The following is an 11,687-nucleotide window of genomic DNA, read 5'->3' as shown; positions in this document are numbered from 1 at the left end:
AAGGTTCAAGGTTCAAGGTTCAAGGTTCAAGGTTCAACAAAATAAAAACAAAAGCGCTGCTCAATAACAACGTTTTTTAGTATTAGCTTTGCTTAAAAGTCATAGAAAAGTTTGTGATAGTAATATCTTAGGTAATTTGTTAAAACTATATAAATTAAATAAATGAGCGTGACATAGTAGAAACCTGCGCGACGCGCGGACTAGAAAATAGTAAGGTGCAAGGAGTAAATATCAAGCGAATGAGCAATATTAATTTAATTGATTTACGCATTAAAATAATGCTAGAAGTTTTAAGCTTATGCTCAATAAACATCTCTGATGATTTTAATTCTCAAATTATTTCAATACTCGAATTAGACAATATCCGTGACTATGGATTTGTAATAGATTCTTTGTATCTGCTCGAAGATACTCAACTAGCTAAGGATGACTTCTACAATCATGGAATCAATATACATGAATCGAGAAACGAAAAATTTGGTGAAGCATACTTACGCATGTACGGAATATTCAATGCCTGTTATCTTCAGCTACAAGCTTTAATAGCACTATCTTCTAAATTAAAAATACCATTTTCAAAGAGTGAGGCGGACCAGTTACCAATCTTTCTATTTAGGACGTATTACGCTTCACACACCGTAAACACAGGATATAGCTCTGATAGACGTTCTTATATTCTCGACCGACATGCACTATTAAATGGTTCTGTTGAAGGCTATTCGTCAAATACAAATGGTGAAGATCATTTTGTAAAGGCAGACATCCTCGAACTCTTATATGAGTGGGATCATTTCCTAGCCAAAAATCTTAAATCCATGTCATCAAAGTTTACTGATAAAGTTGAAATTATTCCTCACGATGAATTCGATTTATCTAAGATCTCGGAGCTTATTAAGTCAGAAGCTGAAATAGAATCATAATGCACCTAACAAGCAACTAATCAGGAGAAATAACTATTGGTTTTAGGTAAATCGATAATGCGATGTTTATTTTTATTATATCTGTTTAGATTTGGCTCTTCTGCTGCATCATGCATTCAAACTGATGATCAAGTTGCAGCATGGAACTTAAAATACAATCATTTATTTAATGTAAGTGTACAGCAAAATAATAGTTCATTTTCCGTTACAGTATATTTACCAGAGAAAATTAAAGAAGAGATGTTTAATTTTGTTTGGGTTGCAGTAGGTGAGCAAGATGACCCACTATTTGCCATACCAACAACTGTGGTCAAAGAAGAAGGAAAGACAAAAGCTTGGTTTATTGCTAAACCTCTTAATGGCGAAAAGTATGCATTTATTTTTAGCTATGGAAAAGGTTGCGGCATTGAAATTGAAGTACCTGTTGAGTTTAAAGAAAAAACATAACAACCATAATGGAGTTTGAAAATGAGAAAAGAGTTCGAATTCACGGTCAAGGGTCATAAAATTAAAATTGTTAACTCATGGTTTGGTGGTGCAAAACTATATGTTGATGGCGATTACCGTGATCAAGACTCTACCTTTATTGCTAACGGCAAAACGGCACTTCTTTCAGCTAAACTTGCTGATCTTGGTGTTTTAGAGATTTTCCTCATATCAGCTTTAATATCTGTAGAAATGGATGCATTTTTAATTACGGACGATGAAAGGTTGCAAGTATACAGCTCACATAAGCGTTTAAACTTAACACAGCAGCGATTAGCAAAATAAACACATAGGTAAAATATGAAACTATTAATGGCCCCTTTATTACTCATTATTGCTGGATGCAGTAGTGTTGCGCAAAAAGATGAAAAATATTCGCCGTGCTCTGAGGCATGGTTTAACTATGTTGAGCAGCAAATTAATACCGGTGACGGTTATGGACATGGGCCAGACATTGGCTCTTTAGAATGGCGCTCTGTGATCATGTTTAAACTCGGTATTAGAGATAAGCCAAATGTACCAAAATTAAATACACAGCTGTGGTGTCAGTTTATTGATGAAAATTATATTTAAAGCCAGCTTAACTTTATGAGTTGAAAGTTGTTTAATTAGGTTGGGTTCATAACCCAACCTTGTATCTACGTTATATAACTTAACGCAGAGCAGCTTACAGCTGCTCTTTAATTAATCCCCAAATACTTATGTACTTGAATTGATAAGCGCCAGTTTTTGGCGATACAAGTATCAATGGCTAATTTAGTGGCTGAGGCTTTTTGGCTGATTGGCTGCAAATATACCAGTTTTGGGTTTACGCCGGTGGCGGTAAATAGCTCTTCCAGTTCTTCTACGTGTTTTTGCATAGCAACTGGGTGTTTAATTTCATCGGCGCGTTGCATGGCACTACTGAGTACTTTGTAGCCACCGCGCATATTAATTTTTGGCGATACCGTGACCCACGTTTGTGCAGGGGCGAGTATTTCGAAGGTGCCACTGGTTTCTATTTGTGTGCTAAAGCCATGATCATGCAGTAAATTACATACTGGGTTCAAATCATACATGCAAGGTTCGCCACCGGTTATAACAACATGCTTGGCGGTATAGCCACGGGACTTAAATAACTCAAGTACCTGCGCTGCGCTGGCCTCAGCCCAATGATCTGAGTCGGCTTTTTTTTCTACCGTGTCATCAAGTGATACTTTATATACGTTATCAACATCCCAGGTTTGCTTTGTGTCGCACCATGAACATCCCACAGGGCAACCTTGCAGGCGTAAAAAAATAGACGGCGTACCAGTAAAACTCGCTTCACCTTGAATGGTTTCAAACACTTCATTAATTTTGTACAAAAGAAATCTCACTTACAACCTGACGGCAAAATTGTTACTATTAGAAATCACAAAGCACGGTGCAAAAATTGTCATTTATGCCTTGGCCGTGTAGTATATCGCGCCCTGATATAAACCTCTATCAAAACTAAAGAGCAAACCACGTATGACGCAAAAAGTAGTTGTTATTTATTCCGGCGGTATGGACTCATTTACTGTATTAAATAAAGCCCTGCAGCAAGGCCATGATGTTTATGCCCTCTCGTTTGATTATGGTCAGCGTCATGTCAAAGAACTTAAAGTCGCCGCCAGCGTATGTGAAAAGCTAAATGTACCGCACAAAATTGTTGATATATCGGCAATTAATCAGCTTATTGGTGGTTCGTCGTTAACAGACGATATTGATGTGCCAGAAGGCCATTACGAAGAAGAAAGCATGAAAAGCACCATTGTGCCTAATCGCAACATGATTTTACTTTCTTTAGCGGTAGGTTATGCGGTGTCGCTTAAAGCAAGCAAAGTATATTACGGTGCGCATTCGGGCGATCATGCTATTTACCCAGATTGCCGCCCTGAGTTTGTTAAAAAGATGGATGATGTGTGTCGTATTGCTAATTACGATGCGGTAGAAATTTTTAGCCCGTATTTAAATAATACTAAAATCGATATTTTAACCGATGGTATTAAAATGGGATTAGACTACAGCCAAACATGGACCTGTTATAACGGTCGTGATAAGGCCTGTGGCAAATGTGGCGCTTGCCAAGAACGTTTAGAAGCCTTTGAGCTGAACAACGTAACCGACCCGCTTGAATACGAGTAAAGTTTAAAATAAGCATACTAAAAAAGGCTACCAAGGGTAGCCTTTTTTAGTATGAAAAAACATTAAAGCCAGCGTTTTACCCGCGATTTGTAATCCTCAAATTGCTCACCAAATAACTGATGTAACGCCCGCTCTTCGGGAATGATTTGAAACAGCGTTAAATAACCAACGTAGCCCACAATACCTAAAAAAGCCCAAATAGAGCTTAGCCACACGCCCCACCCCGCCAGTATAAAAGCAAAGCCTAAATACATAGGGTTACGTGAGAGTTTATATACCCCTGAGGTAACTAAGCTTGTTGCTTGCTCAGGTTTATTTGGTAGTACCGTGGTTTTGGCTAAACGAAAACTGACGACCCCAGCAACACAAAAGAAACAACCTATAGCGACTAATCCTAATGCTAGGTAAGTTATGAAGGCGGTAAAGTCTATTACTGTGTAATGCGCAATCAGTGCCATAACAGCAGCGAAAAATACCACAACGACAACCGGTGGAATTTTATTATTTAACATACCTATTCCTTGTATCGATTAAAAAAACTGCATGGTTACTATATGGTGGCGGCACAAATAATAACAATGACTTTATAAATACAAATAAAGTTACAATTAATTAGCTTTATCGGCGCTTAATTATGGTTATAATTTAAACTTAAAATAAAATTAAAGGAAGTAATTATGTCTGGCACAACAATGATAGTTCTCATTGTACTTATTTCTGTAGGTTCGGGGGTTATTTACGATATGTATAAAAAGCACCTTGAGTTTAAACATAAAGTTCAAGACAACAATCAAGATGCTCATAAGCAACTAGCAGAAGTAACCGCGCAAGTGACTGAACTCAAACAGCGAGTACAAACACTTGAAGCCATTGTTACCGACTCAAGCTATAGCGTAAAACAAGAAATAAACAAACTATAGCTGTCCCTTAGTTATAAATAATTAGGGTATAAATGTGCATTTTCTGGCTGCTCTATACCATGGGCAGCTAAAAACCCGCCAATGGCTTGTCCACACCCTTGGGGTGCCCTGCCGCTGTCTATTTCAAAGTTTAACTGATTCGCCTCTTGCTTACCCATAGAACATAAACTAACTGAACTTGGTGAACGCATGGCAATGCTTAGCTCCCCTACCTGCTCTGCGTGTACATGTTTACTAAAGCGCGCAAAGCCTTGGTATTTAAAATGCTCACTCACATACTCGTTACTTACAGCAACCAGTGCGGCAATAAAGCTATGTAAAAAGCTGTTGGTTGTTGCATCAGGTGCTAAAAATGACAAAGTTTTATTATTAAATTCGCTTAGCTGACAACTATCGCAATGAAGTTTAACCGTATACACCTGCTCGCCGGTGATTATGGCTTGGCAGTTAATTAGCGCAATTTTATTATCCGCAAACACCAGGCGCTCTATCAGGTCGTTCAATGGAATATTTTTAAACGATGTGCTTTTAACAAGCTCAGGGTTTTGCGCCATAACAGGTAAATCATGATGATTATTAAACGGCGTGCTGGTTGCGCCTTGATGCTGCAGCTGAAAAAGCTCTCTTACTTCATGCTCGCGTGCCACTTTCAATGCTAAAAATGCTGTTTGAATAAGCTCTGAGGTTGGCAAATTTTGCTCTACTGGCCAGCGACGACCAAACAGTAACTTTTTTGCTTTGTTCTCAGCACGGTAATTATCTGGACTAAGTACCGCCACTTGCAGATAAATATCACTGTTTTTTTCTGCAGCTAACACACTAAAGTGAGTAGAAAAACTAATGTCGTTAAGCACTTCATTAACGCTAGCTAGCGTATGTTTGTAACGTAAAAAATGCTGGGGAACAATCCAATTATTATTGGCCAGTTGTACTAACGGCGCATACGAAATCGGTTGCTCGTAACTGTGTTGCCACTTTTGCCCATCGCCTAATAATGGCTCAATTTTTATATTTTTATCTGACATATTTAAACCAAATAAATCCGCCTGATGGCAAGATATTAACTATGAAGCACTTTACGTAGTTAATCACAAAAACCGATCACACTGACAGGAGTATTTAGCATTCAAATACTCGTTGATACTCTGTTATAACTTTTTGATAGTAAAGTCTATCTTTATTGAGCATTCGAGTATAATGGTTAAGCAATTGCTGCTGATATTGATGATGTTGTGGATTGTGTTTATCCCACATTTGAGCACCGGTTTGAGTGAGTGTTTGGCTAGCATTTACACTAACGTGTAATACTTCGTAAAAACGTTTGTTTTCAACAATAATTTGCTCGTTTTCGAGCTTTAAATTACAGGCTTTTAAACCTTCGCGCACTTTGTAAAGATGCTGAATGGGGCAAATAATAAAACTGAGTTGGTGCAAGCTTTGCGGGTTGTTGGCAATAATTTGTTCAATAAGCTTTAAACATAAATCGCCCCCCACACCAGCAATAACCACCACTTGCTTTGCAGCTGTTGGCAATTTAATTTGCGCAACATCTTCGCAGCGCACTTGCCATGAAGGTAAAGATTTACCTTGCTCAAATTGTTGCAGCGACTGTTCGAGCGCTTCCATTAACGTTGGAATAATATCCACAAAATTTATATGTTTTGCTATACCGCGCTCAAGTAACGCCATCCCTAAAAAGCCATGATCGCAGCAACAATCCCAAACAATATCGTAAGGCTCTGTAATTAATGAATTGATGGCGTTTAAACGTTTACTCAGTTTCATTTAACTCACTATGTTTTTGTTTTGTACACCAATGCTTTTAAGCTTTTATCGCTATCAATTTCAATAAAGCGATCAGTCGGTTCTAGGCGTTTAACAAACTCAATAGCACCTTGAGTATGTTCTTGAATAAGTGCTTTAAAGTCGTTTTCTGAAAGCTCTGGGCTATTAGCGCATAACAACAACTGTGTAGTATCGTTTAAAAGCTCAGGAAGTCTGCGCAGCACTTTTTGGTAGTCTTTTGTTAATATAAAACTGCCTTTTTGAAAGCTGGGTGGATCAACAATAATTAAATCAAACGGTGCGGCTTTTTTTAGCTTACCAAACGACTTTAAAATATCATGCGGTAAAAAACTGACGCCCCTATCAACATTGTTTAATTGATGGTTTTGCTTACCGACTTTTAACACGCCTTTGCTCATATCCATGTTCATCACATGATCGGCACCGCCGTGCATAGCCGCTACCGAAAAACCACAAGTATAAGAAAACAGGTTAAGTACTTTAGCATGTTTACTATTTTGCATGACAAACTCACGGCCTTTTCGCATATCTGGAAAAATACCGGTGTTTTGCTTACTCATTAAATCAACCAAAAAACGCACACCATTTTCGGCTACGCTATGGCGCGCGGGCAATTGCCCGTGAACAAGGGTGTTATGGCTTTGCAGCCCCGCTCGCTGCTGATACACCAATGCAGTAATTAGCTCTGGATGATGTTGTTGTGCCCACTGCCATAACATATCGGTGAGCGTAGTGAGTGTTATCTCATCAATTTCACTGTATGACACCAAAAACAAACTCGGTGGATAAAAGTCTAAGTTAATATGGCTTAGCGCTTCTACGCTGTGGCCGCGACCATGAAATACGCGGCATAATTCGTTATCTGCAAAAGGCGTGTCTGCTAATGCATTAATAAGAGGAGTAAAATCGATTGTCATTTAATTAATCAACTGTTGTTGTAGTTCATGTATTTCGTCGCGTACAGAGGCGGCTTTTTCAAATTCTAAATCACTGGCGTAGGCATGCATTTTGGTTTCAAGCTGCTTAATTTGCGTGGCAATTTCTTTCGCACTAAGAATTTTTTTAGACTCTTTACGAATAAGCTGTAAGTTATCTTGCGGTGAAGCATCTTCACCTACATCCATTACATCGAGTATCTTTTTGATCAGTGCTTTAGGCTCAATACCGTGCTTAACATTATAAGCATGCTGTATATCGCGGCGTCGCTGGGTTTCATCAATGGCTTTGGCCATCGACTTAGTGATTCTATCACCGTATAAAATAGCACGACCATCAAGGTGGCGCGCAGCACGGCCTATGGTTTGAATAAGCGAGCGAGCTGAGCGTAAAAAGCCTTCTTTATCGGCATCTAAAATAGCTACTAATGCCACTTCTGGCATATCTAAACCTTCACGTAGTAAGTTAATGCCTACTAACACATCAAACACACCGGCACGTAAATCACGAATAATTTCGACCCGCTCTACGGTGTCTATGTCAGAGTGTAAATAGCGTACTTTTACATTATGTTCGCTTAAATAATCAGTTAAATCCTCAGCCATGCGTTTGGTCAGTGTTGTTACTAACACGCGCTCGCCTTTTTCAACACTTTTATAAATTTCTGAGAGTAAGTCATCAACCTGATCGCCAACCGGGCGCACTTCTATTAATGGGTCAAGTAAGCCGGTTGGACGAATAACTTGTTCAGCAACCTCGCCATTGCTGCGCTCTAATTCAAAATCACCCGGTGTGGCCGACACATAAATAGTTTGCGGTGCAATGGCTTCAAATTCTTCAAAACGCAGTGGACGGTTATCCATGGCCGAGGGCATTCTAAAGCCATATTCAACGAGGTTTTCTTTACGGCTTCTGTCGCCTTTATACATAGCGCCAATTTGCGAGACAGTTACGTGCGATTCATCAATAATCATTAATGCATCGTCGGGTAAATAATCAAGTAATGTCGGCGGTGGATCGCCAGGTGTGCGCCCCGATAAGTAACGACTGTAGTTTTCAATGCCTGAGCAATAACCAAGTTCGGTCATCATTTCTATGTCGTATTGTGTACGCTGCGCAATACGTTGCTCTTCAACTAATTTATTAGCGCTGAGTAATTGTGCCCTGCGCTCTTTAAGCTCAACTTTTATTTTTTCGATGGCTTCGAGTATTTTTTCTCGTGGCGTTACATAGTGAGTTTTAGGGTAAATAGTTGCACGCACTATGTGTTTTTCAACAGCACCAGTGAGGGGATCAAAAATACTTAGGCGTTCAACTTCATCATCAAACATTTCTACACGTACTGCATAGGTATCTGATTCAGCGGGGAATATATCCACCACTTCGCCGCGAACACGATATGTACCACGACTAAAATCAATATCGTTACGGGTGTATTGCAGCTCTGCAAGGCGGCGCAGCATATCGCGCTGGTCGACTTTTTCGCCCACTTTTAAAAGCAGCATCATTTTCATGTATGAATCAGGATCGCCCAGACCATAAATCGCCGATACCGACGCAACGATTATGGTATCGCGACGCTCTAATAGCGCTTTAGTGGCGCTGAGCCGCATTTGCTCAATGTGTTCATTGATGGATGCATCTTTTTCAATAAAGGTGTCGCTGGCTACCACGTAGGCTTCTGGTTGGTAGTAATCGTAGTAAGATACAAAGTACTCAACCGCATTATGCGGGAAAAATTCTTTCATCTCGCCGTATAATTGCGCCGCTAAGGTTTTATTGTGCGCCATAATAATAGTGGGGCGATTTAAATCACTAATGATGTTAGCCATCGTGAAGGTTTTTCCCGTCCCTGTTGCGCCCAATAAGGTTTGATGAGCAAGCCCTGCTTCTAAACCTTCGCACAACTGAGCGATAGCGGTAGGCTGATCCCCAGCGGGTTTAAATTTTGATTCTAACTGAAAATGATCGCTCAATGACTACACTCCTGTAATGCTTGACTGCTTAACGCTTCAATTTCTTTCATAAACCACTTATAGGCTACAAGGGCTGTGAATAAATTACCAATGGCCGCGCCAATAAACAAGCCGATTAAACCTGCCAGTTCATTCCCGATATACGCAAAGGGAACATAAAAAATAAATAACCGAATGACGCTCAAAACTAAGGCGTTCATGGGTTTGTGTAAAGCGTTAAACGAGGAGTTGGATAAAATGATCACTCCTTGCAAGCCATAACTTAATGGGATGGTATAAATAAACAGTTTTATGACATCAACAACGGCTTGCTCTTTACCAAATATTTCACTTATGACGCCTGAGAACATAATTAATAAAATATAAATAACAAACTGCCATAACATCACAAATTTTAAGGTTCTTAGGTAGGCATCCTTTACGCGAGAAAAATGACTGGCTCCAAAGTTTTGACTAATAAAAGGTGGCAAAGTCATCGATAATGCTAATACCACCAAACTCGCTATTGATTCTATTCGACTCCCTACTCCAAAAGCAGCCACAGCCTCTGGACCATGATGTGCAACCAATGCCGTCATTACTGCCATAGCAACCGGTGTTAGCATGTTAGCACCTGCTGCGGGTAAGCCTATTTTTAATATTTTACGAATTGCTCCAATAACCGTTTGCGACCCTGCTTTTAAACTCAATAAGCGCTTTTTAGCAATTAATAAGTATAAAATAATTGCCACAGCAACTGCCCATGCTATAACACTGGCAATGGCGGCTCCTTTAATGCCAAACGCAGGAATGGGGCCAAAACCAAAAATAAGTACAGGATCGAGTACTGCATTGATAAGCCCCGCTCCACCCATAATAATACTCGGTGTTTTAGTATCGCCACTGGCACGCAGTACAGAATTACCAATCATCGGGGTAATTAAAAATACACTGCCTAAAAACCAAATACTGATATATTCATGAATGAGCGGTAATACTTGCTCCCCAGCTCCGAGTAAAGTAAAAATAGGATCAATTAATAAATAGCCACACGTAGATAAAACCAACACTAATACCACCGCAATCAACAACGATATACTGGCATCAAAACGCGCTTCTTCAATATTGTTACTGCCTAATGCTTTTGCTATTACCGCTGAGGTACCTATGCCTAAACCAATCGCTAAACTAATAACGGTAAAAGTGACGGGAAATGTAAAGCTCACTGCAGCAAGCGGCTCAGTACCCAATAAGCTAATGAAAAAAGTATCAACTATGTTGAACATCATTAGGGTGATCATCCCAAAGATCATCGGAATGGTCATTTTCTTTAATGTAGGCAAGATTGGGGCGGTGAGTAAATCAGGGCGAGTATGTGATTGAGAATGTGCGCGCATAAAATAAATAAGCCTCTTTTACTGAACGGCATATTTTAAAGCATCCGAGCTGTTCAAGCCATGCTTTATTAAATCTAAACAATTAATTAAACGTTTAATCTACAAACTGTTATTTTTATGCCTTTGTAAACAAATTTTGCGCTAACACACTAAAAACCAAATAAAATACATTTATGTAACTTTTGCAACATTTATTTTTTAGGTTTTGTTGATTTATCACACAGTCAGAGACTGTGTTTTATCGTCACGAAAAATTTTATTTATCGATTAAGTGAGTAACTTAGCTGAATCGTAAGCTATTGTTTTTAAATGTATAAAAAAAAAGCTTTTAAATACTTGAAATCGTTGTAGCGCCCTACAATGCTGGGGGTGCTGATGTTCTTAAAGTTTCATAAACAGAGTTATCCACAGAAACCGTGGATAACTCAATCAACCCCACGTTTATAAAGGGCTACAACCGGGTGCTAGATTGTCTGATCATTTGGTTTTTTCCGTTACCAATATGCAAACAGCATTGTATGCCCCTGTTATGTGTATGAAGGTGATATTTTCTTAGACTAATATCAGTGAGTAACACACTCAAACAGGTAGCTAACTCATTGATTGTTTTATTTTTGTACAAAGCATTGCTGCTGCAGTCAAAATTTATATTATGTTTTAGCGCTAGTTTTAGTTTACGTAACTAATAGGCATTTAGTTCAACCGTTTTAACGTACCAAAAATAAAAAGGAGCCATTTATTTTAAATAAGTTAATTATCGCTTTATAAAAATACAGGAAATAGAACGCGTTTTTGCTATTAAAAGCCGTTTTCTTAAATTTTACTCATCACTTTATTGCCTCAAATTACAAACTTCATGCAAATATTGCCCTGTTTTTATAAAACAATATCACAGCGCTTTACTTAAATAGTGTTACAAAACGCGCAGATTGCACATAAAAACAACGAATAGACCTCTTTTTTGAATTTATGATCTTTTATATGTTGACACTTTGCTATGCGGTCATTAATATTTCGCCCCGTTGAAAGGCAAGACGCTTCCCCCTTAGCTCAGTTGGTTAGAGCGACGGACTGTTAATCCGCAGGTCCCCCGTTCGAGTCGGGGAGGGGGAGCCAAGT

The 11,687-nt window shown here is 39.1% G+C and carries 13 protein-coding genes and 1 tRNA gene; 7 read left to right on the top strand and 7 right to left on the bottom strand.

What is annotated here, in order from left to right; genetic code table 11:
- Positions 1–239: 239 nt before the first annotated feature.
- From BM380_RS00170 to BM380_RS00155, 4 genes are read left to right on the top strand one after another with little or no spacing between them, the layout of a single operon-like run.
- On the top strand, positions 240–920 hold the full coding sequence (locus tag BM380_RS00170) for a hypothetical protein (RefSeq protein ID WP_090492249.1): 681 nt from the start codon (positions 240–242) through the stop codon (positions 918–920).
- A gap of 36 nt (positions 921–956) precedes the next feature.
- Positions 957–1,367 carry a hypothetical protein gene (locus tag BM380_RS00165; RefSeq protein ID WP_236613509.1) on the top strand — a complete coding sequence of 137 codons (411 nt, stop codon included), beginning with the start codon at positions 957–959 and terminating at the stop codon, positions 1,365–1,367.
- A 21-nt stretch (positions 1,368–1,388) separates the two neighbouring features.
- Positions 1,389–1,691 (top strand): hypothetical protein, encoded by a 303-nt coding sequence (locus BM380_RS00160; protein WP_090492247.1) that lies wholly within the window; start codon positions 1,389–1,391, stop codon positions 1,689–1,691.
- A 15-nt stretch (positions 1,692–1,706) separates the two neighbouring features.
- Entirely contained in the window at positions 1,707–1,979 is a 273-nt protein-coding gene (locus BM380_RS00155; RefSeq protein ID WP_090492245.1) for a hypothetical protein, read from the top strand.
- Between the two features lie 107 nt (positions 1,980–2,086).
- On the opposite strand, the gene queE is transcribed toward BM380_RS00155, so the two are convergent.
- Positions 2,087–2,752 carry a 7-carboxy-7-deazaguanine synthase QueE gene (queE, locus tag BM380_RS00150; protein WP_090492243.1) on the bottom strand — a complete coding sequence of 222 codons (666 nt, stop codon included), beginning with the start codon at positions 2,750–2,752 and terminating at the stop codon, positions 2,087–2,089.
- Positions 2,753–2,897: 145 nt separating this feature from the next.
- On the opposite strand from queE, the gene queC reads away from it, so the two are divergent.
- Positions 2,898–3,554: a 7-cyano-7-deazaguanine synthase QueC gene (queC, locus tag BM380_RS00145; protein ID WP_013465272.1), complete on the top strand. Its 657-nt coding sequence runs from the start codon at positions 2,898–2,900 to the stop codon at positions 3,552–3,554.
- Between the two features lie 62 nt (positions 3,555–3,616).
- Here queC and BM380_RS00140 read toward each other — a convergent pair whose 3' ends face one another.
- On the bottom strand, positions 3,617–4,066 hold the full coding sequence (locus BM380_RS00140) for a methyltransferase family protein (RefSeq protein WP_024601107.1): 450 nt from the start codon (positions 4,064–4,066) through the stop codon (positions 3,617–3,619).
- Between the two features lie 165 nt (positions 4,067–4,231).
- Between BM380_RS00140 and BM380_RS00135 the strand changes: the two genes are divergently transcribed.
- Positions 4,232–4,474: a hypothetical protein gene (locus BM380_RS00135; RefSeq protein ID WP_013465274.1), complete on the top strand. Its 243-nt coding sequence runs from the start codon at positions 4,232–4,234 to the stop codon at positions 4,472–4,474.
- A gap of 11 nt (positions 4,475–4,485) precedes the next feature.
- Here the strand turns inward: BM380_RS00135 and BM380_RS00130 are convergent, their stop codons facing one another.
- The 5 genes from BM380_RS00130 to BM380_RS00110 form a co-directional block, all read right to left on the bottom strand.
- Positions 4,486–5,499, bottom strand: coding sequence for a hypothetical protein (locus BM380_RS00130; RefSeq protein WP_028835016.1), 1,014 nt, complete (start codon positions 5,497–5,499; stop codon positions 4,486–4,488).
- A 94-nt stretch (positions 5,500–5,593) separates the two neighbouring features.
- A complete protein-coding gene (locus tag BM380_RS00125) occupies positions 5,594–6,259 on the bottom strand; it encodes a tRNA (adenine(22)-N(1))-methyltransferase TrmK (RefSeq protein WP_036954099.1) in 666 nt (221 codons plus the stop codon).
- 8 nt (positions 6,260–6,267) lie between these two features.
- The gene (locus BM380_RS00120) at positions 6,268–7,197 is read right to left on the bottom strand and encodes a class I SAM-dependent methyltransferase (protein ID WP_090492241.1); all 930 of its coding nucleotides are present in this window, start codon (positions 7,195–7,197) and stop codon (positions 6,268–6,270) included.
- Positions 7,198–9,192, bottom strand: coding sequence for an excinuclease ABC subunit UvrB (gene uvrB / locus BM380_RS00115; protein ID WP_013465278.1), 1,995 nt, complete (start codon positions 9,190–9,192; stop codon positions 7,198–7,200).
- Positions 9,189–10,568, bottom strand: a complete 1,380-nt coding sequence (locus BM380_RS00110; RefSeq protein ID WP_090492239.1) for an MATE family efflux transporter — start codon at positions 10,566–10,568, stop codon at positions 9,189–9,191. The genes uvrB and BM380_RS00110 overlap by 4 nt, the downstream gene beginning before the upstream one ends.
- 1,039 nt (positions 10,569–11,607) lie before the next feature.
- Here BM380_RS00110 and BM380_RS00100 point away from each other — a divergent pair.
- Positions 11,608–11,684: transfer RNA gene (locus tag BM380_RS00100), tRNA-Asn, on the top strand.
- The last annotated feature ends 3 nt before the right edge of the window (positions 11,685–11,687 follow it).

It is taken from the genome of Pseudoalteromonas sp. DSM 26666, assembly GCF_900116475.1.
Taxonomy (GTDB): Bacteria; Pseudomonadota; Gammaproteobacteria; order Enterobacterales; family Alteromonadaceae; genus Pseudoalteromonas; species Pseudoalteromonas tetraodonis.
This window is presented reverse-complemented; position numbering and strand designations above follow the sequence as displayed.